General features: G+C 72.8%; 18 protein-coding genes, 1 tRNA gene and 1 pseudogene. 12 read left to right on the top strand and 8 right to left on the bottom strand.

Translation table 11 applies throughout. The features are described 5' to 3' along the window. The first annotated feature begins 70 nt into the window (after positions 1 to 70). A complete protein-coding gene (locus ACIQ5Y_RS24485; protein WP_403884228.1) occupies positions 71 to 1,054 on the top strand; it encodes a GlxA family transcriptional regulator in 984 nt (327 codons plus the stop codon). A gap of 86 nt (positions 1,055 to 1,140) precedes the next feature. Beyond that, positions 1,141 to 1,728 carry an isochorismatase family protein gene (locus ACIQ5Y_RS24480; RefSeq protein ID WP_403884226.1) on the top strand — a complete coding sequence of 196 codons (588 nt, stop codon included), beginning with the start codon at positions 1,141 to 1,143 and terminating at the stop codon, positions 1,726 to 1,728. 75 nt (positions 1,729 to 1,803) lie between these two features. Here the strand turns inward: ACIQ5Y_RS24480 and ACIQ5Y_RS24475 are convergent, their stop codons facing one another. The 5 genes from ACIQ5Y_RS24475 to ACIQ5Y_RS24455 form a co-directional block, all read right to left on the bottom strand. Next, positions 1,804 to 2,871 (bottom strand): alpha/beta hydrolase, encoded by a 1,068-nt coding sequence (locus ACIQ5Y_RS24475; protein ID WP_403884223.1) that lies wholly within the window; start codon positions 2,869 to 2,871, stop codon positions 1,804 to 1,806. Beyond that, a complete protein-coding gene (locus tag ACIQ5Y_RS24470) occupies positions 2,862 to 4,508 on the bottom strand; it encodes a molybdopterin-dependent oxidoreductase (RefSeq protein ID WP_403884220.1) in 1,647 nt (548 codons plus the stop codon). Before ACIQ5Y_RS24470 ends, ACIQ5Y_RS24475 begins: the two co-directional genes overlap by 10 nt. Beyond that, positions 4,465 to 4,716: a hypothetical protein gene (locus ACIQ5Y_RS24465; protein ID WP_403884217.1), complete on the bottom strand. Its 252-nt coding sequence runs from the start codon at positions 4,714 to 4,716 to the stop codon at positions 4,465 to 4,467. The genes ACIQ5Y_RS24470 and ACIQ5Y_RS24465 overlap by 44 nt, the downstream gene beginning before the upstream one ends. Positions 4,717 to 4,806: 90 nt before the next feature. Further along, complete coding sequence (locus ACIQ5Y_RS24460) at positions 4,807 to 7,104, bottom strand: alpha-N-acetylglucosaminidase (protein WP_403884214.1); 2,298 nt, start codon at positions 7,102 to 7,104, stop codon at positions 4,807 to 4,809. Between the two features lie 28 nt (positions 7,105 to 7,132). After that, positions 7,133 to 8,836, bottom strand: coding sequence for a ricin-type beta-trefoil lectin domain protein (locus ACIQ5Y_RS24455; protein WP_403884211.1), 1,704 nt, complete (start codon positions 8,834 to 8,836; stop codon positions 7,133 to 7,135). A gap of 264 nt (positions 8,837 to 9,100) precedes the next feature. Here ACIQ5Y_RS24455 and ACIQ5Y_RS24450 point away from each other — a divergent pair, with 264 nt between their 5' ends. After that, positions 9,101 to 9,760: a TetR/AcrR family transcriptional regulator gene (locus ACIQ5Y_RS24450; protein ID WP_403884209.1), complete on the top strand. Its 660-nt coding sequence runs from the start codon at positions 9,101 to 9,103 to the stop codon at positions 9,758 to 9,760. A 14-nt stretch (positions 9,761 to 9,774) separates the two neighbouring features. Continuing rightward, positions 9,775 to 10,716, top strand: a complete 942-nt coding sequence (locus ACIQ5Y_RS24445; protein ID WP_403884206.1) for a serine/threonine dehydratase — start codon at positions 9,775 to 9,777, stop codon at positions 10,714 to 10,716. Between the two features lie 9 nt (positions 10,717 to 10,725). Here the strand turns inward: ACIQ5Y_RS24445 and ACIQ5Y_RS24440 are convergent, their stop codons facing one another. Both ACIQ5Y_RS24440 and ACIQ5Y_RS24435 read right to left on the bottom strand, forming a co-directional pair. Continuing rightward, complete coding sequence (locus ACIQ5Y_RS24440; protein WP_403884203.1) at positions 10,726 to 12,510, bottom strand: hypothetical protein; 1,785 nt, start codon at positions 12,508 to 12,510, stop codon at positions 10,726 to 10,728. 20 nt (positions 12,511 to 12,530) lie between these two features. Continuing rightward, positions 12,531 to 12,606: transfer RNA gene (locus ACIQ5Y_RS24435), tRNA-Ser, on the bottom strand. Between the two features lie 64 nt (positions 12,607 to 12,670). On the opposite strand from ACIQ5Y_RS24435, the gene ACIQ5Y_RS24430 reads away from it, so the two are divergent. Next, positions 12,671 to 15,697, top strand: coding sequence for an alpha-mannosidase (locus tag ACIQ5Y_RS24430; protein ID WP_403884200.1), 3,027 nt, complete (start codon positions 12,671 to 12,673; stop codon positions 15,695 to 15,697). Positions 15,698 to 15,778: 81 nt separating this feature from the next. On the opposite strand, the gene ACIQ5Y_RS24425 is transcribed toward ACIQ5Y_RS24430, so the two are convergent. Further along, the gene (locus ACIQ5Y_RS24425) at positions 15,779 to 16,777 is read right to left on the bottom strand and encodes a LuxR C-terminal-related transcriptional regulator (RefSeq protein WP_403884197.1); all 999 of its coding nucleotides are present in this window, start codon (positions 16,775 to 16,777) and stop codon (positions 15,779 to 15,781) included. A gap of 202 nt (positions 16,778 to 16,979) precedes the next feature. On the opposite strand from ACIQ5Y_RS24425, the gene ACIQ5Y_RS24420 reads away from it, so the two are divergent. The 7 genes and pseudogenes from ACIQ5Y_RS24420 to ACIQ5Y_RS24390 form a co-directional block, all read left to right on the top strand. Beyond that, the gene (locus ACIQ5Y_RS24420) at positions 16,980 to 17,519 is read left to right on the top strand and encodes a hypothetical protein (protein WP_403884194.1); all 540 of its coding nucleotides are present in this window, start codon (positions 16,980 to 16,982) and stop codon (positions 17,517 to 17,519) included. Positions 17,520 to 17,566: 47 nt separating this feature from the next. Then, the gene (locus ACIQ5Y_RS24415; RefSeq protein ID WP_403884191.1) at positions 17,567 to 18,091 is read left to right on the top strand and encodes a hypothetical protein; all 525 of its coding nucleotides are present in this window, start codon (positions 17,567 to 17,569) and stop codon (positions 18,089 to 18,091) included. After that, positions 18,091 to 19,290 (top strand): MAB_1171c family putative transporter, encoded by a 1,200-nt coding sequence (locus ACIQ5Y_RS24410; protein WP_403884188.1) that lies wholly within the window; start codon positions 18,091 to 18,093, stop codon positions 19,288 to 19,290. Before ACIQ5Y_RS24415 ends, ACIQ5Y_RS24410 begins: the two co-directional genes overlap by 1 nt. Before the next feature lie 175 nt (positions 19,291 to 19,465). Continuing rightward, on the top strand, positions 19,466 to 19,651 hold the full coding sequence (locus tag ACIQ5Y_RS24405; protein ID WP_403884185.1) for a hypothetical protein: 186 nt from the start codon (positions 19,466 to 19,468) through the stop codon (positions 19,649 to 19,651). A gap of 6 nt (positions 19,652 to 19,657) precedes the next feature. Beyond that, positions 19,658 to 19,936 (top strand): hypothetical protein, encoded by a 279-nt coding sequence (locus tag ACIQ5Y_RS24400; protein ID WP_403884183.1) that lies wholly within the window; start codon positions 19,658 to 19,660, stop codon positions 19,934 to 19,936. 169 nt (positions 19,937 to 20,105) lie between these two features. Next, positions 20,106 to 20,945, top strand: a complete 840-nt coding sequence (locus ACIQ5Y_RS24395; protein ID WP_403884180.1) for a hypothetical protein — start codon at positions 20,106 to 20,108, stop codon at positions 20,943 to 20,945. A 71-nt stretch (positions 20,946 to 21,016) separates the two neighbouring features. Next, positions 21,017 to 21,715, top strand: a pseudogene (locus ACIQ5Y_RS24390) (hypothetical protein); the annotation flags it as partial.

Genomic DNA, 21,715 nt, shown 5'->3' with positions numbered 1-21,715 from the left:
AGAGGGCCGTGTCCGGATGTGACAGAACACCGTCATTGCAGCCATGCGGGACGGCTGTGACGATGGGTGCATGTCCACGATCCGCCGCGTCGTCATCGCGGTCTTCCCCGACGTCGACCTCCTCGATGTCACCGGCCCCGCCGAGGTCTTCGCGCTGGCCAACCGGGAAACCGGCGGCCGGGCGGGCTACCGGGTGCAGCTCGCCGGCCCGGCGCCCGGGGTGGTGGCCACGTCGGCGGGCGTGCGGCTGGTCGCGGACCTGTCGTTCGCCGAGGTCGACGGCGTACTGGACACGCTCCTCGTGCCCGGTGCGGTGGACCTGCGCCCCGGTGGCCCGGTCGCCCGGATCGACGCCGAAGTGGTGGCGTGGCTGAAGACGGCCGCGCCACAGGCCCGCCGGGTGGCGTCGGTGTGCGTGGGCGCCCACCTGCTGGCCGCGGCCGGTCTGCTCGACGGCAGGACGGCCACCACCCACTGGTCGACCGCCGCACAACTCGCCGCCGACCACCCGGCGGTGACCGTGGACCCCGATCCGATCTTCGTCCGGTCCGGGAACATCTGGACCGGGGCCGGGATCAGCGCCTGCATGGACCTCGCGTTGGCGCTGGTCGCCGAGGACCTGGGGGAGGAGGTGGCTCTGACGGTGGCCCGGCAACTGGTGATGTACCTCAAGCGGCAGGGCGGCCAGAGCCAGTTCTCCGTGCCGCTGAGCCGACCCGCCGCCTCCCGCCGGGACATCGACGAGCTACGGATGTTCATCGCCGACCATCTGGACGGCGACCTGTCCGCGGCGGCCCTCGCGGCGCGGATGTGCCTGAGCGAGAGGCACTTCGCCCGGGTGTTCCGCCAGGAGACCGGCACCACCCCGGCCGCCTACGTCGAGGCCGCCCGGGTGGAGGCGGCCCGCCGCCTGCTGGAGCACACCGACCAGCCGTTGGACGAGGTCGCCGCGGCGTGCGGACTCGGCTCGGTGGAAACCCTCCACCGGGCGCTGCGCAAGCAGGTCGGCGTCACCCCGGCGGCCTACCGCCGCCGGTTCCGCACTGCCGGCTGAGTCCCTCCGCCTGGTCCCTCCGCCTGGCCACCTGCGCCTTCCATTCCCCTGTTTTCCCGAACGACCCCAGCAAGGAGTGCTTTGCCATGCCCGCTTCCACGACCCTGCGCGACGTGATCGGCCTCGACAACCGGCTGCCCCGCCTCGCCGACACCACGCTCGTCCTGATCGACTTCCAGAACACCTACCGCACCGGCGTCATGGCCCTCGAAGGCGCCGAAGAGGCCCTCGCGGCCGGCGCCCGGCTGCTGGCCGCCGCCCGCGCCGCCGGCATCCCGGTCGTCCACGTGGCCGACGCGGGCTACGACATCGACTCCGAGCTCGGCGCCATCAGCCCCGAAGTCGCCCCCGCCGAAGGCGAACCGGTCGTCGTGAAGAAGGTTCCCGACGCCTTCCACGGCACCGAGCTGGAGAAGACCCTGCGCGAGCTGGGCACCGGCCAGGACCTGGTGCTGGCCGGCTTCATGACCCACATGTGCGTCGCCTTCACCGCCCAGGGCGCCTTCAACCGCGGCTTCCGGCCCACCGTCGTCGCCGAGGCCACCGCCACCCGGTCCCTCACCGCCCCCGACGGCACCGCCCTGCCCGCCGCGACCCTCCAGACCGCGGCCCTGGTCACCATCGGGGACGTGTTCGGCGTCGTCGCCCCCACCGCCCGGGACCTCATCGGCTAGCCGTACGCCCCTGTCCCGGCCGTGCCTGCCGCTTCGCGGGGGTGGGCGGCAGCCGGATCCACCGGGACAGGGCGGCTACCGGCCCGCCGGCGGGGTGAGCTGGGTGCTCAGCCAGCCCAGCGCGTCCGGGTACATTCCGCTCCAGGTCTGGAAGTTGTGCCCGCCCGCCGGCCGGACGAGGGTCTTCACGCGGACCCCGCTGCCCGCCGCGGCCCTGGCGAAGTCCGCCAGTTGCCGCGGCGGGCTGTCCTTGTCCTGGGCGGAGGTGGCCAGGAACAGGCCGACGTCCGCCTTCTTCGTGTGCTCGACCAGCCACATCGGACTGTTGCGCTCCCGCAGCACCGGATCGGACAGCACCTCCGGGTCCCCCGTCAGCGGATCCGGGTCCAGGGCCGCCCCCGCCCGGAACGCCTTCGGGTACTGGAGCGGCAGCTTGGCCGCGCAGAACGCCCCGGTGGAGACGCCCATCAGGCCCCAGCCGCCCGGGGCGGGCAGCGTACGGTACTTCCGCGCGACCAGCTCAGGCACGTCCTTCGCCAGCCAGTCGGCGATCTTGCGGTCCGGGGTGTTGCTGCAATCCGTGTTCACCCCGCCCGGGTAGATCTCCGGGATCACCAGGATGAACGGGTGCGCCACGCCCAGGTCCACGAGCTCGTTCAGCGCGCCCGGCATCTTCCCGAGGTCGATCCAGGTGCGGGGCGTGCCCGGGTAGCCGTGCAGCAGCATCAGCACCGGGAAACGCGTGCGGTCCGCGCCCGGGGCGTCGTACTGCGGGGGAGTCCACACCGTCACCTGCCCGGCGAGCTTCGAGTGCGAGCCCCGGAAGTACGTGGTCCGCGTACCGTCGCCGCCCGGTGTGAACCTGGCCCGCCCCACCGGAGGCCCGGTCATCGCACCGGGGTCCTGGCCCGCGCCGGTGCCCAGCAGGTCGTCCCAGGAGGAGTACAGCCCGTAGCTGTCGTTGATCCAGGTGGCCACCACGCAGATCGCGGTGAGTTGGCACAGCCCGATCATCACCAGCCGCGCCGGCCACCGCACCCATCCCGGTCCGGGGATCCGGTTCCACAGCAGCAGCGCGGCGAGCACGGCCAGCACGGTCACGACGACCAACGTGACGAGGAACGAGGTGCCGGTCAGCTCCACGGCCGCGGCTCCCCCTCGGAGTCGGAGGCGCCGAGAGCGCCGACGTCCACCTCCACCGCGTGCCATCCGGTCGCCCCGTCGGGCACGGTCCCCGCGCGCACCCCGGTCTGGACGGCGCCGGTGCCGTCCGTCGCCCGCACCTCCAGGGTGTGCCGGCCCGGCGTCGCCTCCCACGGCCAGACCCACTGGCGCCAGGTGTCCACACCGTCCGACGCCCCGAGCCGCGCCTCCTGCCACGCGCCGCCGTCCACCCGTACCTCCACCCGCCGGATCCCGCGGTGCTGCGCCCACGCCACCCCGGCCACCGCCACCCGGCCCGGGTTCACCCGGCCGCCCGGCCGGGGGGTGTCGATCCGCGACTGCGTCTTGACCGGGGCCTGCTGCGCCCAGGACCGACGCACCCAGTACGCGTCGTACGCGGCGAAGGTGGTCAGGCGCAGCTCCGTCAGCCACTTGCAGGCGGAGACGTATCCGTACAGCCCCGGCACGACCATCCGGACCGGGAACCCGTGCGCGAACGGCAGCGGCTGCCCGTTCATCCCCACGGCCAGCAGCGCCTCCCGGCCGTCCATCACCGCCTCGACGGGGGTTCCGATGGTCATCCCGTCCACCGAGCGCGCCACCAGCTGGTCGGCCGGTCCGCCCTGGGACGGCGGCCGTACACCGGCCTCGCGGAGCAGGTCGCCCAGGCGTACGCCGAGCCAGCGGGCGTTGCCCGCGTACGGACCCCCGACCTCGTTGGACACGCAGCAGAGGGTGATGTCGTGCTCCACGAGCGGGCGGGCCAGCAGCTCCCGCAGCCCGAGGGTGAGGGGCCGGGTCACCCCGTCGCCGTGAACGGTCAGCCGCCAGTCGTCCGCGTCCACGCGCGGTACGACGAGGGCGGTGTCCACTCGGTAGAAGTCCCGGTTGGGCGTGATGAAGGGGGTGATCCCGGGGACGGGCAGCTGTGCACCCGGGGGGACCGGCGGCGCCGGCACCGTGGGCGGTGGCAGGACGACTTCGGCCCGGGAGGCCGTCGCCCCCGACGAGCCGTACGCGCCGAGGCGCCGGCCGGCGTACCCGACCCCGGCCGAGAGCAGCACGACCGCCGCGGTCAGCCGGCCGAACCCGCGCCGGTCCAGGGACCAGGTCCCGGCGGGCGGTGTCCCGGCCGGCCGGGGCCGGGTCGCCGCCGTGACCAGCAGGTACAGCACGGCGGCCGAGGCCAGTGCGCCCACCAGCGAAGGCAGCGCGTCCTTCCACGAGGCCTCCGGACGGCTGAGGGCGGCCACCGCCCCCAGCACCCCGATGCCGCCCGTGACCGCGATCCCGGCGGGCAGGCTCCGCAGGGCGAGCATCCCCGTGCCGGCGGCCACCACGGCCAGGACGAGGACGATGCCGATGCCCAGCACGGCCTTGTCCGAGGGGCCGAACAGCCGGATCGCCCACTCCCGCAGGCCCACGGGCGTGAGGTCGACCAGTGTCCTGCCGACGGCTGTGACGGGGGCGGCCTCGGGCCGGACCGCCGCGGCGGCCAACTCCGCGGCGGCCAGCCCCGCGATGGCGGCCACCACGCCGGTGACAGCCCCGACCAGCGGCTGCCGGCCCGGTCTAGGGCCGGTCGTCGAGCGGTTCGTCGCGTTCACTCGGTTCATCCGGTGTCGTCGCCTTCCGAATGGCTTCCCGGGCTTCCCGGGGTTCCGGGGCTTCCCGGGCTTCCGGGGTGTCCGGCGCCCAGGTGCCGGTGCCCACTTCCCGGCGCTTGCGCAGCTCCACCACCCCGTCGGGCCACGGGCAGTGGCCTAAGCGGTCGAGGGCCGTCGGCTCCGGAGCCACCGGGGGCTGCTGTGCGGTCTCGGTCATGCCCCCGATGATTTCCGCGGCCGCCCCGGGCGGCCGAGAGCCGACCGCCCTGTACTCCGGACGGGTAGCGGGATTCCCCCGGGAGAGTGGTCAGTTCGATACCGGTGCGGGCGCCGCCGCGGGCAGCGCCGCCGCGATCCCGGCCGCCAGTACGTACGGGTCCCCGCTCGGCCGGTCCGGGTGCCGGGTGGTGCGCCGGGCCCACTCCTCCTCGTACGCGTGCCAGTCGATCTCCCGGGGCGCGGCCTGCCGTACCAGCGCCTCCTCCAGCGAGTCGAAGTAGAGCTTCCACCGGGCGGCGTACAGCTCCGAGACCAGGCCGTTCCATTCGCGGTTCGCGTAGTCGTGCAGGAAACCGCCCTCGCTCGTGCTGCGCAGCCCCCACACGCTGAGGATCGAACGCGCGTCGTACTCGTAGCGGTCGCGCTCGGCCTCGTCGGCGCCCCAGGAGCGGGCCTTGCCGAGCCAGTCGCCGAGCAGGAAGTGCGGATCGGAGCCGATGACCGCGTCCAGTTTCCGTTCGTGGTCCGCCCACTGGGCGGTGAGTTCGCGGAACCGGGCCAGGTCCTTGGCCTCGTAGGCCGCCTTGATCTTCGGCAGCAGCACCCGTGAGTGATTGGCGAGGGCCTGCCGGGCCGTGTCCACCAGGTCGAACCGGTAGGCGCTGGAACCGCGCAACGCCGGATCCACCTTGAGCAGGTGGTCCAGCGCCCTGCGGACCGAATCGGCCGGGTAGCGCATCGACTGGGGACTCCAGTGCGCCGCCCCGACCGCGCTGAGCGAGGGCCGGGCGGTGAACAGGCTGTCCTGCGACTCCGACCACAGGCCCGACGAGGTGCTGTACGGGCCCTTGCGCAGCTCCTCCCAGGCCGCGGCCGCCTCCGCGTCCGGCCGCCCGTAGCGGCGGGCCGCGAACTCGGCGAACCAGCGGCGCTGGTCGATCGGCCCCGGCTCCCAGGCCAGGTCGGTGAAGAGGTCGAAGGCCGCCGGATTGGTGCCGGTGGCCTCCGGCAGGTAGGCGATCCCCGCGAGCGCGCTGTCGCCCTTGGCCCGCCAGGCGCCGAAGCGGTCGATCCACACCGAGGTGTTGGCGCCGATCGTGGTGTGCCCGCCGAAGTTGTAGATGGAGCCCATCGCGTACGGAGCACCGCCCCAGCGGGTCTCGCGGTCCAGGCGGTTGTACCGGTCGGACAGCCCGTCCAGGATCAGCAGCTTCGAGGTGTCCACCCCGGCGAGCAGCTCCGCCGTCGGATCGTCCTGCCAGCCCAGCACCGCCCACAGGGCGCCCGGGTGGGCTGCGTGCAGGGCCCGCTGGATGGCACCCGCCGCCGCCTTCACGTCCACGTCCCCGGTCCGGCCGCCCTCGTGCAGGGGGCTCATCCGGTACATCGTGCTGTCCCCGAACACCGCGCGCTGCGCCGAGTAGTACGAGGCCGCCAGCTTCCCGAACGCGGGCGACGAGGGATCCAGCCAGTCGGGGCGGTCGAAGCCCGCCCAATCACCCTGCGGCACCGTGACCGCGCCCGGGTTGCGGGCGGCGAACTCCGGCGGAACGGTCCCGAAGTAGCCGGGCAGCACCGGGGTCATCCCGAGCGACCGCACCTGCTCGGCGAGCCGTCCGCCCAGCTCGGCGCGCTCCCGCAGCAGGTGGTCGGAGACCGGCCCGCCGAAACCGCTGAGGTTCTGCAGCAGCCACCAGCTCTGGTGGCCGGGGCCGGGGATCCACCGGCGCAGCTCCTCGGCGGAGTAGCCGAACCCCTGGAGCGCCCGGTAGTACGCGTACTCCGCGCCGACCTGCACGAACACCTCGTTGACGCCGTGCAGGGCGAGCAGGTCGATCTGCCGCCGGTGCTCCTCGAAGGTGCGGTACGGGCCGGAATAGCCGTCGTCGGTGTCGTTGAGCGCGTACCGGTGCGGGACGAGGGCGCTTCGGGTGACCGGCGCGGGCACGGCCGGCAGCACGTCGGGCAGCATCCCGATGCTGTCGCCCGGCCAGCCGATGTCGGCCCCCGCGACGTGCTGGAGGTACCAGCCGACCCCGGTCAGCAGGGTGGCGCCGGTGCGGCCGCGCACCGTGACGGCGCCCGCCGTGCCCGACACGGTGAAGGTGTCGGCGGCCGCGCCCGCGTCGGCCACGAGGGTGAACTGCGCGGCGTGGCGCGGCAGCAGCCGCTCCAGGGAGGCCCGCGCGGCCGCGACGGCGTCGACGGCCCGCGCCCCCGGCCCCCCGGGGTGTGCTGCCGGCCGTACGTCACCGCGTACGTCGGGACGCGCGGGCAGGGGCGCGCCCGGAGCGGTGGCCCCGGGCGCGGGGGCCGCGCAGGTCAGGGCCAGCAGCGCGGCCGGCAGGGCGGCGAGGGCGACGTGGCGGCGCCCGCTTCGTGACATCGGGTTGCTCATCCGTTCGCTGGGGTGGTCAGACGGGCAGGGACCAGGCCTGGTCGACCCGGTGGTCGCCGCAGGGGTCCAGGCGCAGCCGCTCGGCGGGGGTGTCCGGCGTGGTCACCGGGGCCGGAGCCGTCAGGCACATCCCGCTCGACTCGTCCACGAGCGTTCCGTCGCGGCGGTGCGACCAGCTCTGGCCGGTCGGCTGCTGCGCCTGCGGGGGAGCGCAGTCGACCAGCTCCACCAGGCCCGCCGCGCCCGCCGAGAGGCATTCGCCGGCCAGTCGCACATCCCCGTCGGCGCCGAGGGACCACCGCTGGTCGGGGGCGCCGGTGCAGGCGCCCATCACGATCGCGCCGACGCCCGTGGTGTTGGCCCCGTCGGCGCACCTGGCGCCGTCCCCGACGATCTGCCCGGTGGGCACGGCCTCGGCGCACCGGTCGTGGGGGGTGAGCCGCCAGACCGCCGTGTCGTGTCCGGCCAGCGTTCCGGTCAACGTGTCGGCGACCTCGCGGCGTTCACCGCTCCACAGGTCCTGCGCGTCTGCCGAACACGAGGGCAGGCCGATCTCGTCGAGCGGCACGCCGATGTTCCGGGTGGCCGACGAGCGGTTGAGCACGGCGACCGCCCGGTCGCCGTTGGCGAGGGGCCGGACCAGGATCTCGAAGGTGGAGTTGGAGGAGACCACCGCACCCTGACGGCCCATCGGGTCCTGGTCCAGCGCGATCATCCGGGTGTTGCCCAGGGCGGCGAGTCCCTCGGGGGTCAGCCGGGACACGTCGGAGGACAGGATGAACGGGGCCGCCATCATCGCCCACAGCGCGACCTGGCTGCGGCTCTCGGCCGCGGTGAGGCCGGGGGCGCCCGCGATCAGGAAATCGGGGTCGTTCCAGTTGCCGGGGCCCGCGTACCGTCCCAGCCAGCGGTTGTAGCCGTAGTTGCCCAGTACCGAACTCCACCGGGAGGTGGCGGGCGCGGCGGGGTCGTGCACCTTGATGTCCCGGCCCTCGCGCCACAGTTGGCCGGTCTCGCCGACCCAGCCGAGCACCTTGTGCCAGTCCGGGCCGCCCCATTCGCCCTGCTGGAAGTAGGCGGGGGCGGAGGCGGAGAGGACCATGTCCCGGCCACTGGCGCGCAGGGCCTTGGCGACCGCGGTGTAGGCGTCCCGGTAGGCCTGCTCCTTCGTCCTGCCCTCCGGCACCCAGAGGTTGCAGCCGTCCATCTTGACGTAGTCGACGCCCCAGGAGGCGAACTGCCGGGCGTCCTGCGCGTAATGGTCCGCGCCACCGCCTTGGGGAGCACCACTGCCCGGGTACTTCTCGCAGGTCAGTGACCCGGCGTCCTGGTAGATGCCGAACTTCAGGCCCTTGGCGTGCAGGTGTTCGCCGAGCCAGGCCATCCCGTGCGGGAACTTCTGCGTGTCCACGACCAGGGCGCCGTCCGCGTCGCGGCTCTTGGTCATCCAGCAGTCGTCGACGGTCACCGTGTCGTAGCCCTTGGCGGCGAGCCCGGAGGTCACCAGCGCGTCGGCGTTCGCGACGACCTTGGCCTCGTCGATGTCGCACATGTAGTGCGCCCAGTTGTTCCAACCCATCGGCGGGGTGAGCGCGAGGGGGGTGTCCGAGGTCGCCTTCGGCTCGGCCGCGGCGGCCGACGACGGGGCGGGCGGGAGCGCGAGGGCGAACAGGGCGGCCGCGGTCAGGCAGGGGAGCGTCGCACGCAGGCGAGGCGGCACGGAGTCTCCTTGACGTGGGGGCAGTCGTGCGCCCAGTGCAGCGAGGCGACTACCCGCTGTCAACGCAAGTCGCTGATTATGACCCGATGACCAGCAATATGGCCGTAAACGCTGTCACACGAAGGAGGTGGGGGGAGCGGGTTTCGCGCCGGTGGCGCAGCGGCTGACGCGGGAACCGGGACCACGCCTGCCCCGGCGGCGGGTACCACGGCCGACACGAAGACCGATACAGCGGCTGATACGCCGTATGTTACGGTGTATCTCATGCCGAGGAGATCAGCCGCCCTGGACCGGGCGACACCCGAGACCATCGCCGTCGCGGCCCTGCGGATCATCGACGAAGAAGGACCCGGGCACCTCAGCTTCCGCGCCCTCGCCGAGCGGCTCGACGTCTCCCACGCCACCGTGCAGCGCCGCTGCACCGACCTCGCCGGGCTCCTCGACCTCTGCACCGAGCACCTCGCCGGTCGACTCCCCGAGATCCCGGCCGGCACGGACTGGGCCGACGCCGCCGAGCAGCGCTTCGGCGCCCTCTACCGGCTGCTCGTCGCCCACCCCGGGCTGCTCGTGCTGCGCGGCGGCCGCCCCTGGCTCGGCCGCCGGCTGCTGGCCCGGCTCGTGGAACCGGCACTCGCCGACAGCGTGGCCGCAGGGATGAGCCCCGCCGAGGCGATGACCGTCTACCGCCGCATGTACCTGCTCACCCTCGGCAGCGCCGCCTTCGTGGACCACGGCGACCCGGACGCCACCACCGCCGCCTCGCGGGCCGCCCTGGCCGCGCTCGACCCGGCCGAATTCCCGGTGCTCGCGGGCGCCGTGGCCGACGTACTGCCCTCGCTCACCGACCACGAGGTGTACTACGGCGCCCTGCGCCAGCTGATCGAAGCCGCCCGGCCCGGCCGGCCCGAGCGGCCCACCGTCTGATGGGGAGACCGACCATGGAACCGACGCAGCAGCTCGACTACGCCGCCGTACGCGCCGCCGCGGACCGCATCGCCGGCGCGATCCGGCCCGTCGCCGTCGCCCCCGCCGCCGACGGCGTCTGGTACGCGCTGGAATACCTTCAGCACACCGGCTCCTTCAAGGCCCGCGGCGCCCACAACTTCCTCTCCGCGCACGCCGCGGCCGGCGCCCTCCCGGCCGCGGGCGTCACCATCGCCTCCGGCGGCAACGCCGGGCTCGCCTGTGCCTGGGCGGCCCGCGCCCACGGCGTGCGGGCGACCGTGTTCCTGCCGGGCAACGCCCCGCGCGTGAAGGTGGAACGGCTGCGCGGGTACGGGGCCGACGTGCGGCTCGTCGGCGACCGGTACCACGAAGCCCTCGCCGCCAGCCAGGAGTTCGCCGCCGACAGCGGAGCGCTGCGCTCCCATGCCTACGACCACCCGCTGATCGCGGCCGGCGCGGGCACCCTGCTCGACGAGATCCGGGCCGCCGTGCCCGGCTTGGACACCGTGGTCGTCGCGGTCGGCGGCGGCGGACTGTTCGCCGGGGTGGCCACCGCCGCCCGCGAGCACGGCGTACGGGTGCTCGCGGCCGAGCCGGAGAACTGCCGCGCGCTGAACGCGGCGCTGGAGGCGGGCCGCCCCGTCGACGTGACCGTGGACTCGGTCGCCGCGGACTCCCTCGGCGCGCCCCGGGTCTCCGCCGCCGCGCTGGAGGCCGCGCGCGGGGACCACGTACGGTCCCTCCTCGTCCCCGACACCGCGATCACCGAAGCCCGGCGCGCCCTGTGGGAGGAGCACCGGATCGTGGTCGAGCCGGGCGCGGCCACCGCGCTGGCGGCCCTGCGCACCGAAGCCGAGTCGGCCGGGAAGCGGGTTGCCGTCATCCTCTGCGGCGCCAACACCGACCCCGGCGACCTGGTGACCTCCGGGGCGTGACACCCGGGGCTACGCGACGACCCGGAGTTGGGCGAGCGGCAGGGCGATCCGGGCGGCCGCGCGCGGGGGAAGCCGGGCGGCCTCCGCGTCGATCCAGGCCAGTACGAGGGTCTGCTCGGCGGGCTCGCACAGCGAGAGGTGGAACAGCAGGTGCCGCCATGCGCGGGCGGAACGCTTCGCGGTGGCGGCCCGGCCGGTCGCCTCGGTGAAGGCGCCCCTGGCCAGGGCCGCCCAACCGGGCCCGGGGTCGACACCCGCTTCGCGGACCAGGGTGGCGAGGTTGAACGTCGTGAGGATGCGGGCCTGCTCTATGACGGCAGGGTCACGGGTCAGGGCCGGGCGGGCCCGCCAGTGGGCCGGCTGCGGCACGAGCAGGGGACGGCCGGCGCGGTCGGCGCACAGACGGGCGAAGCCCTCCACGTCACCGGTCTCGGCCATGTCCCGCACCGCGGCGAAGTCGATGCCGAAGTAGCGCTCATACACGGTGCCGCGCAGCAGCTCGGCGGCGTGCCAGGCCGCGTCGAGCAGGAGTGGCGAGGCCGCCCCGCTGAAGTCGTGCGCGAAGGGTTCGACGAGGAGCCTCGTCGGCAGCTCCGCCGGACCCGCGAGCGGGGACAGGGCGTTGACGAGGGTGACGGGCAGTCCGGTTCCGGGGAAGGCACCCAGCGATGTCTCGGCCAGCCGGGTGAGCGTCGCGCGGGCCCGTTCCGCCGGTTCGAGGCGGTGCCACCGGTCGACCGCACGGACCCACGGCAGTTCGGACACCACCACGTGCGGGGCGGGGATCCAGTAGCCCACGTACCGGGCCCGGGAGGCCCGGTACACGGCCGCGATCAGCGTGCGCAGCGAGGCGTCGGCGTAGTCGCGGGCGTTGTACGTCGCGATCACCCTGTGGGCCAGCTCTGCCAGCACCTCGGCGGAGGGGATCGCCCCGCGTTCCAGCAGGACCTCCAGGGGCGCGTCGAGGACACCGCCGGCGATCTCCCGCACCGAAGGCGGGATCACGGTCCCCGCCGGCAGGCCGCTCTCCCGGGACTCCTCGGCGGCCACCGGACCGAGGAGCGCCTCGACCGCCTCCTGCGGCAGTCCCCGGTCCACGGGGTGGGCGGAGAGCCGGCGCAACACCAGTGCGGCCGCCTCGTGGTGCCCGGGCCGCTCCCGGTACGGCTGCCGCGCCTTCTCCCGCTTGGCGGCCATCGAGTCGACGGCGTGCCGCAGCAGCCCAGCCGCCCGGGGCGCGGGCGCACGCCCCGCGACGGCCTCCTCCAGCGCGCCGCGCAGGATCGCGGAGTTCGACTTGGGGTCCCGGTGCCCGGTGCAGCGGGTGTGCGCGGCCGCGAGGGACCGGTACCGCTCCAGCAGTACGAAACCGTCGGCGGTCCACTCCGGGCCCTGGGCGTCCTCGCGCCGCCAGTGGGCGAGCAGCTCGTCCTCGTACGGACGCCACACGGTCAGCGCCTCGCGCTGCGCCTCGACGGCCGGGGCGGGCCCCCGGCGCATCAGCAGGGCGGCGGCCTCGCCGACGGTACGGCGGTGCACGAGTTCCGCGCCGGGGGAGGGGAGCTCCGCGGGCCGCGGGGCGAACCGCACCTCGTGGGCGTGGGGCCGCAGCTCCTCGATCAGTCCGGCCGCGGCGGCGCCCTCCCCGGCGCGCAGCAGCCAGGCCACGACGAGCAGCGCGGCCTCCTCGGGCGCGCGCACCTCGTACCGTCCGCTGTCCAGCATCGAGCGCAGCCGGGCGAGGCCTTCGTCGTCAAGGCAGTGGGCGAAGACCTCGGCAGGGGGCAGGTCCACGAGGGGATCCTTGGTGTCCATGGCCGGCGTGGCAGGTTCCGCCCCTGCGCCCTCCGACTGAGCAAGTCGGTGCTCTGGCTGCTGAGCTACACGCCGTTGTGGGGGAAACCTAGACGCACGGACACCGTTCGTACAACCGAGATCCCCTGGAGCAGCCGTCGTGCACGACGACCGGAACATCACCGAACACCGTCTCCGCCGGGTCCTGGCCGAGCGCATCAAACCCGCCGTCCGCTCGCACCGGGTTCCGCTGACCGTCGAGCGCTGGGACGCCCCCGGTGAACCCGTCCCCGTGGCCGAGGGCCTGGCGGCGCCGTACGGGCCCTGTGCCGTCGGCGATCCCTGGGGGCCGGCCTGGGGCACCACCTGGTTCAAGGTCACCGGCACCGTCCCCGCCGAGTGGGCCGGCCGCACCGTGGAGGCCGTCCTCGACCTGGGCTTCGACCGGATGATGCCCGGATTCCAGTGCGAGGGCCTGGTCCACCGGGCCGACGGCAGCGAGATCAAGGCGCTGAACCCGTACAGCGACTGGGTGCGCGTGGCCGACCGGGCGGCGGGCGGCGAGCGGATCGAGTGGTACGTGGAAGGCGCCTCCAACCCGGTCCTGGTCGAGCAGTCGGCCACCCTTGAGGGCGACACGCGGACCTGCGGCCACCAGCCGCTCTACCGGCTCGCGCGGATGGACCTCACCGTCTTCGAGACGGAGGTCTGGGAACTGGTCCAAGACCTCGAAGTGCTCTACGACCTGATGACGCAGCTCGACACCAAGGACGCCCGGAGGTACGGGATCCTGCGCGCGATCGGCGCCGCGCTCGACGAGGTGGACCTCGCGGACGTGCTCGGCACGGCGGCCGCCGCACGCGAACGGCTCGCCGGAGCGCTCGCCGCACCGGCCGACGCCTCCGCGCACCGGATCGGCGCGGTCGGCCACGCCCACATCGACTCGGCGTGGCTGTGGCCGCTGCGCGAGACGGTGCGCAAGGTCGCCCGGACCGCCTCCAACGTGGTCGGCCTGATGGACGAGCACCCCGGTCTCGTCTTCGCCATGTCGCAGGCGCAGCAGCTCGAATGGATCAAGACCCATCGGCCCGGGCTCTTCGAGCGGGTCAAGAAGCGGATCGCGGAGGGCCGGTTCGTGCCGGTCGGCGGCATGTGGGTGGAGTCCGACACCAACATGGTCGGCGGCGAGGCCATGGTCCGTCAGTTCCTCTACGGCAAGCGGTTCTTCCTGGAGGAGTTCGGCATCGAGACGCGCACCGTCTGGCTGCCCGACTCCTTCGGCTACACCGCCGCGCTGCCGCAGATCGTCAAACTGTCCGGCTCGAAGTGGTTCCTGACGCAGAAGATCTCCTGGTCACAGGTGAACAGGTTCCCCCACCACACCTTCTGGTGGGAGGGCATCGACGGCAGCCGCGTCTTCACGCACTTCCCGCCCGTGGACACATACAACTCCGACCTGAGCCCCGCACAGATGGCGCACGCCGCCCGCAACTACCGGGAGAAGGGGCGCGGTTCGCGCTCTCTCGTGCCCTTCGGCTGGGGCGACGGCGGTGGTGGGCCCACCCGTGAGCACCTCGCGCGCGCCGAGCGGCAGCGGAACCTCGAAGGTTCCCCGAGGGTGGAGATCGAACGGCCGGACTCCTTCTTCGAGAAGGCCCACGCCGAGTACGAGGACGCGCCCGTCTGGGCCGGCGAACTCTACCTGGAGCTGCACCGCGGCACCTACACCTCCCAGGCCAAGACCAAACAGGGCAACCGTCGCAGCGAATCCCTGCTGCGCGAGGCCGAGTTGTGGGCGGTGACGGCCTCGTCGCGCGTCCCCGGCTTCGCCTACCCCTACGAGGACCTGGAGCGGATCTGGAAGACGGTCCTGCTGCACCAGTTCCACGACATCCTGCCGGGCTCCTCCATCGCCTGGGTGCACCGCGAGGCACGTGAGACGTACGAGCGGGTACGGGAGGAGCTCCAGGGCATCACCCTCGCCGCGCAGCAGGCGCTGGCGGGGCGGGGCACGGAGGAACTGGTCTTCAACTGCGCCCCGCACACCCGGCGCGGTGTCCCGGCCGGCGGCGCGGGCCGCCCGGCCGAGGGCGGGCACCAGCCGGTCACGGCCGGGGAACGGTCCGGCGGCGGGTACGTCCTCGGGAACGGACGGCTGCTCGTGGAGGTCGACGGCCGCGGCCTGATCGTCTCGGCCTGCGACCTCGAAGCGGGTCGGGAGTCGCTCGCCCCGGGCGGCGCGGCCAACCTGCTCCAGATCCACCCCGACTTCCCGAACATGTGGGACGCCTGGGACATCGACGAGTTCTACCGCAACAAGGTCACCGACCTCGTACAGGTGGACTCCCTGGAGCTCGCGGACGCGGGTCAGGCCTCCGCGACCGTCACCGTGACCCGCTCCTTCGGCTCCTCCTCGGTGGTGCAGACGATCACCCTGCGAGCCGGTGCGAAGACGGTGGACATGGTCACGGACGTGGACTGGCACGAGACGGAGAAGTTCCTGAAGGCCGCCTTCCCGCTGGACGTGAAGGCCGAACACACCTCCTCGGAAACCCAGTTCGGCCACGTCCACCGGCCCACGCACACCAACACCTCCTGGGAGGCCGCCAAGTTCGAGATCTGCGCGCACCGCTGGATCCACGCGGAGGAACCCGGCTGGGGCGTGGCACTGCTCAACGACTCCACGTACGGCCACGACGTCACCCGCGACGTGCGGCCCGACGGCGGCCAGACCACCACGATCCGCCTCTCCCTCCTCCGGGCCCCGCGCTACCCGGACCCGGAGACCGACCAGGGCCGGCACACCCTGCGGTTCTCCCTCGCGCCCGGCGCCGGCATCGGCGACGCCGTCCGCGAGGGCCACGCGCTGAACCTGCCCGAGCGGGTGGTCCGCGGCGCGGGCGTCGTGCCCCCGCTGCTCTGCGTCGACAACGACGCGGTCGTCGTCGAGGCGGTCAAGCCGGCCGAGGACCGCGGCGGCGATGTCATCGTCCGCCTCTACGAATCCCGGGGCGGCCGGGCCGGGGCCACCCTCACCGCGGGCTTCCCGATCACGGAGGCGGTCGAGAGCGACCTGCTGGAACGCCCCATGGAAGGCACTGCCGTGGGAGTCGCGAACCCGGACGGCACGGTCGCCCTCACCCTGCGCCCGTTCCAGATCGTCACGGTCCGGCTGCGCCGGGGCTGACGGTACGAGGGGCCCCGGCCTGCCGCGCGGGCCGGGGCCCCACCCCCGTCAACGGTCCGCGGCGCGGCCGCGGCGTCGTGGCTACGCGAGCCAGCCCCGCTGGGCTGCCTTCAGACCGGCCTCGAACCGGCTCGACGCGTCGAGGCGTTCCATGAGCGCCGACATCTGTCGGCGTACGCTGCGGGCGGAGATGCCGAGTTTGCGCCCCGCGACCTCGTCGGTGAGGCCTGATGCGAGGAGCCGCAGGAGTTCCTGTTCGGCGGCGGTGAGACCGCTCTCGACGTCCTTGGCGCGGTCGGCGCCGAGGGGGATGGCGGAGTGCCAGGTCTGCTCGAACAGCGCCACCAGCGAAGCGACGACCCCTGCCTCGTGGATGCACAGCGCGCCGCGCTTCGTGTCGGCCGGATCGATCGGGACCACGGCGACCCGGCGATCGAAGACGAGCATGCGCGGAGGAAGCGTCGGGCAGGTGCGCACCATGCCGCCCCGTTCGGTCAGCCACCGTGCGTAGGCGAGGGTCGGGGGGTCGTGGCGCACGCTGTCCTGGTAGAGCGTCAGAACGGATACGCCCCGCGCCATGGCCGCTTCGTCCAGCGGTCTGGACGCGTCGAGGCTGGCCTGGGACTGGGCTCCGCCCGGCATCACCGAGAGGCACTCGTCGGCCACCTCCCGCGCGAGGACCTCCAGCGTCGCCTGAATGGCGTCGAGGCCGACCAGGCGCTGGGTCGTCGTCGCCGGGGCGGCCGGGGCGGAGGGTCGTAGGTCGGCGTATTCGGCGATGGCCCGCGCCGCGGCCGCCTTGCCCAGTTCGAGCTCCTGGCGGCGGCGCACGAGCTCTTCCTCCTGGCGGCGCAGGATCAGTTCCAGGCCGAGTTCCGGGCTGACCGGGCGCATGACACCCAGTACGTCCCGCGAAGCACGCAGGAGCCTGAGGTCGGCGAGCTTGTCCAGGGCGTCGCGCACGGTGGTCTCGGTGAGGCCCAGTTGCTCGCAGAGGTCCTGCACGCTGCCCTCGGGATGGGCGAGCATGGCTCGGTATACGGCTTCCGATGTGCTGTCCAGCCCGAGCATGTCCAACATCTGCCAGCCCCCCAGCTCACAAGACGATTTAGATCGCACCGAGTCTAGGGTTCACCCGATCATCGATCAACCGGCGTGAATCCAGCCATTCTCGAGAGCTGCTGAATCATGGTCAGGTTGAATCATCGGTGACCCGGCGAGTAAAATCGCGCCCGCACGTGCTCGGGGCACGTCGACCGCTGACGGATCGGAGCCGGCCGGGATGAACGCAGAAGAACCGGGTGACCGTCAACGCTCGTCTTCGGCGCCGGACCGCGCCCGCAGGATCTCGGAGAGGCTGGAAGGGCTGATCGCCCGTGAGGCCGCCCGGGCCGGAGGGAAGGCGCCCGTGTACCGGGAGCTGGCCGACCGGGTGAACCGGATCGCCGGACGCAACGTCATCTCCAGGGACACGATCCGCAATCTGCACCAGGCCAGTACGCAAAAGGGTCAGCCCCCCAACCCGACGATCGAGACACTGGACTGGCTGGGCCTCGCGTTCGGCATCCGTTCCGGGGCGACGTACTTCCTGGACGACGCCAAGGCAGCCGTCGTGGACGAGCAACTACTGGCTCTGGACAAGCTCGCGGAGCTCCGCGCGGCCACGGGCAACACCACGGTCATCGGCCTCGCGCAGCGCGCCTCGGGACTGTCCGACAACAGCCTCGACATGCTGGTCGCACTCGCCGACCGGCTTTGCGCGCTCGAGGCGGAGGCCGCAGGCCACACGCCGGATGCGGGCACGCCGGACACCCGCCCTTAGTAAGGTGATCGGGATAGTGACGGTCGACCCGAAGGATCCACTCCGGCATGCCTGTACCTCGGGGTCTGCGCAGACGCTGTGAGAGCATCCTGGCCGAGTTCGAGCTGCCCGATCCGTTCACGGTCGACTCCTTCCGTGATGCGCTGGCCAGGCAACGCGGTCGCCCCATCGTGATGGAGCCGCTGCCCGCGCTCGGCCTCAACTCCCCGTGCGGGGCCTGGATCACGCTGCCCAGCGTGGACGTCGTCCTCTACGAGCAGCGGACCAGCCCGGCCCACCAGGACCTGATCAAACTCCACGAGCTCGGTCACGTCCTGTGCGGCCACACCCCGAACGTCGAACTCGCCCGCCTCGCCGGGGCCCTCACCGAGCTGACCCCGGAACTGCTCGCCCGGACGCTCGGCAGGGCCCGCAGCAACTTCGACGACGTCGAAGAACAGGAGGCCGAGATGATCGCCGTGCTCCTCGCCGACCTCGCCGGAGCCGACCGGGTCGGCACCCCGTCCTCGCGCAGACTCGCCTCCAGCCTCGCGCACCCCATACGCCGCCTGCGTGGCTGGCGAGGAGACTGATGCACCCGATATACGAGTTCACCCTCCCCGCCCTGGTCTGGACGCTGGTGCTCTGGCGCGCCCCCGCCGCCATCGGCGGCGCACGCCCCTCACGCTGCCTCTGGGGCTTCCTCGTGGCCGTCGCCGTGGCGTTGACGACCCGACCGCCCGCCGTGGAGCACCTCATCAGGATCTCCACCGGCTCGCCCGACCTCTCGGTGCTCGTCAAACACTTTGCCTGCCTGGCCTCGTTCCACTTCATGCTGGAGTACGTGATCAGCGTCTACGGTCGTAGGCCGCAGAGGGCGGCGGCCGTGCGGCTGCGCGTCGCCGTGGTGTCAGCCGCCGCGCTGGCCCTCACCGTGCTGTTCGTCTTCTTCTTCGAGCACGACCCCGGCGTTCCGGCGACCGCCGTGACCGACGACCACCTCGGCGACCCGGCGGTGCGCCTGTACGAAGGCGTCGTCTATGCCTACTTCGGAACCGCCACGCTGCTGTCGGCGAAGCTCTTCTGGTCCAACCGGCACGCCGTGCCCGCCGGTCTCCTGCGCGCGGGAGTCGTGTGCCTGGCCGGCGGCTGCGCGCTGGGCCTCGTCTACACCGTCTACAGGGTGGTCTTCCTCGCCCGCCAGCAGAGCCGGACGCACGGCACGCAGGAGGGATTCGGCGATCCCGTCTCCGAGTTCCTGCCGGCCGTCATACTTCTCGTCCTCGCCGTCGGGCTGGCCCTGCCGCCTCTGAAGACGCTCGTCCGTTACGTCCACGACCAGTACGCGCTCTGGCGGCTGTACCCGTTGTGGTCGGACCTGGTCCGCGCCGTCCCGGCGGTGGCCTTCGGCCCCCGGGTCGGCCGCACCCGTGATCTGCTCACCCTCGGAGACCGCACCCTGGACGTGGCACACCGGGCCTTCGAGATCCGCGACGCCTGCCTCGTGCTCCGCGACCGGTGCGGGGCGACTCGTCCCGAAGGAGCGGGTACCGGCTCCGGGACGCTGACGCCGAGAGGCGGGGCGGGCGCGGGCGAGGAAGCGGCATGGCTGACCGCGGCACTCCACGGCGCCCCCGGCTCCCACCACGCACCCCTCCCGTCCGATGCCAGGACCCCCGGCGAGGAGATCGCCTGGCTGCTCGAAGTGGCCGCCGCCTACCGGAAGTCGTCACGTGGCCGGGGAGCCGTCAAGGGACTCTCCGAGGACCCCTCGATGGAGGCCGCGTCCTGATGCGGCCAGGCCGCATGCTGACGGGCGGAGCGGCTTCCGCGGGGTTCCCGGCGTCGGCAGGATGGTGCTCACCGGAACGGCGGGGGACACCAAGTCCCGTCCGGGAAGGGGGAACCGAGGCCCGAGGGCCCGGTTCCGATCGATCCCGCCCATGTCACCAGTTTGGGGTACCCCCGTGTCCAAGACCGTCCGCCTGATCACCATCGCCTTCCTCACCTCCGTCCTCTCCGGCTTCGCGGCGCCCCTCGCGTCGAACGCGTACGCCGCGACGGGACCGGGCGGCATCGGCTGGGACTCCGCCCCGGCGTACACGGCGGCCACGATCGGCACCTCCGACCACAACGGCATCGGCTGGGACTGACCCGAGATGGTGCCGGTCCACCTCACCCTGGTACCAACGGGAGGGGAAGCACCCACCGAGGACCAGGCCCACACCCTCGTCGACCTCCTGTGGGCCCATGCAACGCCCGAATGCGGTATGGAACACGTCCGGGCCCGAACGAGCCCGGCCGGCATCGAGATCGTCTTCTTCATCCGCGCCGCCGGTGACGCCGGCGCACAGGCCAAGGCCGGATGCCTGATGACCGCCGCGCTCACCTCCGGCGCCGCCGCCACCCGCGGACTCCAGGTCACCTTCCACCACTGAGCCGACACCGGCCCCCGGCGCGGACGCCCTCCACCATCCGCCGTCCGCCGACAGGTACGGCCCCGCCAACGAGCGCCGTGCCCCCCCGCCGGCCCACCGACCCGCCGCGGTCATCCCCTCCCCCTTCGGGAGTTCCTCCGTCATGCCCTTCACCACACCGGGAGCCGTCATGCCCAGAAACTCGAACCGATCCGCGTTCAGCGCACTCTCGGTGGCCTTGGCCGTCTGCGCGGCGGCCGCGGCGACGGCCGGTTGCGGCCGCGCCGACGCCGCCGCCGCGCCGCCCGCGGCGGCCCACGGGGCCACGGCCGTCACCCGGGCGCCCTCTCCCTCGACGAGCGCGCCGCCGGGAAAGGAGTCCTCCGCAACTCCCCAGCAGGACAACCAGGCCACGACTCCGTCGGCGCCGAGGTCACCGGAAGGAAAGCCGGTACAGGGGAAGCGCGATCAGGCCGCGGCCCGGACGGTGGCCGTCAAGCCGGAGGGACTGGCGAAGCTGCCCGTCGACAAAAGCCTCGACTGGAAGCCGGACGGCCCGCTGAGCAGCCAGGACCTGAAGGGCCAGAAGATCACGCTGAACGAGTGCGTCGCCGTCGCCGGCGCCACCCAATGGCAGCAGCAGGGATACCTGAGCGCGGCCAGGAACTCCGCCGGTCAGCAACTGCTGTTCTTCCCGGATTCCGGATCCGCCAAGGGTGCCTACGACCGGCTCGTCGCCCAGATGAACGACTGCCAGGCCACTTCCCGCGGACTCCAGGCCCGCGAGGGCGTGCCGCAGGACGCCGTCGTGTCCAACACCGCCACCGTCAAGGACGGCAGTGCCTGGTCGCGGCACTGGACGGGCATCGGCCGCGACGTGCAGACCAACCACCTCTACGCCGTCCTCCAGGGCGACCACCTCACGCTCTTCCAGTTCGACGAGCTGGCCGAGCGTCCCGCACCGCCGCACGACACCGGCACCGACGCCGCCGTACTCGGCGCGCTCGCCGACCTCGGCGCCCCGAACTGAGGGCGCCCCGTCAACCACGAACAAAGCAGCAGGAATTCCCGCTGCACCCACCCTCTTCATCAGGAGTCACCTTGTCCGTCAAGACCTCGTCCCTCCGCGCCGCGAGCATCGTTGCCGCTGCCTGTGCCGCCTCGCTCGTCCTGTCCGCCATGCCCGCCCACGCCGACAGCATCCAGGCCACGTACTCGTCCGTCACCTCCACCGGATCGCTCGGCAACTACGCTTCCCCCGGCGGCAAGGTCTCCCGCAACCAGGCCATCTCCCGAGCCCAGGTGTGGGTGGACGAACGTGTCCCCTACAGCACCAACGGCCTTGAGGCTCCATACAGTTGGTGGGCCGACAGCCGCACCGGCGGACGCTACCGGCAGGACTGCTCCGGCTTCGTCTCCATGGCCTGGCAGCTCAACTCCAGCCGCACCACGTGGACCCTCCCCGACGTCTCCACCCAGATCAGCAAGTGGGACCTCCAGCCCGGCGACGTCCTCAACAGCAACGACCACGTCGTCCTCTTCGCCGGCTGGAAGGACAAGAGCGCGGGCACTTTCAACTACTACCAGGAGAGCAGCCGCAGCCGGCCGACGAACTACAACACCGACGGCAACCTGTACGCCTCCACTCTGGCGAACCACCCCACGAGCAGCTACTCGGCCCTGCGCTACGACAACATCACCGAGAACTCGAACCCTGAGAGGGCGGGTGTGTACCGGCCGGGTGAGTCGGTGTTCTACGTGTCGGACAAGAACGGTGGGCTGTTGGGTTACGCGGGGTTC

It is taken from the genome of Streptomyces sp. NPDC096339 (assembly GCF_044762985.1).
Lineage (GTDB): Bacteria > Actinomycetota > Actinomycetes > Streptomycetales > Streptomycetaceae > Streptomyces.
This window is presented reverse-complemented; position numbering and strand designations above follow the sequence as displayed.

Bases quoted from the DNA above. Each gene is read 5' to 3' on its own strand.
- ACIQ5Y_RS24470 (WP_403884220.1), bottom strand. From the start codon at position 4,508: ATGAACCGAGTGAACGCGACGAACCGCTCGACGACCGGCCCTAGACCG.
- ACIQ5Y_RS24465 (WP_403884217.1), bottom strand. From the start codon at position 4,716: ATGACCGAGACCGCACAGCAGCCCCCGGTGGCTCCGGAGCCGACGGCC.
- ACIQ5Y_RS24485 (WP_403884228.1), top strand. From the start codon at position 71: ATGTCCACGATCCGCCGCGTCGTCATCGCGGTCTTCCCCGACGTCGAC.
- ACIQ5Y_RS24450 (WP_403884209.1), top strand. From the start codon at position 9,101: ATGCCGAGGAGATCAGCCGCCCTGGACCGGGCGACACCCGAGACCATC.
- ACIQ5Y_RS24400 (WP_403884183.1), top strand. From the start codon at position 19,658: ATGGTGCCGGTCCACCTCACCCTGGTACCAACGGGAGGGGAAGCACCC.
- ACIQ5Y_RS24395 (WP_403884180.1), top strand. From the start codon at position 20,106: ATGCCCAGAAACTCGAACCGATCCGCGTTCAGCGCACTCTCGGTGGCC.
- ACIQ5Y_RS24445 (WP_403884206.1), top strand. From the start codon at position 9,775: ATGGAACCGACGCAGCAGCTCGACTACGCCGCCGTACGCGCCGCCGCG.
- ACIQ5Y_RS24410 (WP_403884188.1), top strand. From the start codon at position 18,091: ATGCACCCGATATACGAGTTCACCCTCCCCGCCCTGGTCTGGACGCTG.
- ACIQ5Y_RS24460 (WP_403884214.1), bottom strand. From the start codon at position 7,104: ATGTCACGAAGCGGGCGCCGCCACGTCGCCCTCGCCGCCCTGCCGGCC.
- ACIQ5Y_RS24415 (WP_403884191.1), top strand. From the start codon at position 17,567: ATGCCTGTACCTCGGGGTCTGCGCAGACGCTGTGAGAGCATCCTGGCC.
- ACIQ5Y_RS24420 (WP_403884194.1), top strand. From the start codon at position 16,980: ATGAACGCAGAAGAACCGGGTGACCGTCAACGCTCGTCTTCGGCGCCG.
- ACIQ5Y_RS24480 (WP_403884226.1), top strand. From the start codon at position 1,141: ATGCCCGCTTCCACGACCCTGCGCGACGTGATCGGCCTCGACAACCGG.
- ACIQ5Y_RS24425 (WP_403884197.1), bottom strand. From the start codon at position 16,777: ATGTTGGACATGCTCGGGCTGGACAGCACATCGGAAGCCGTATACCGA.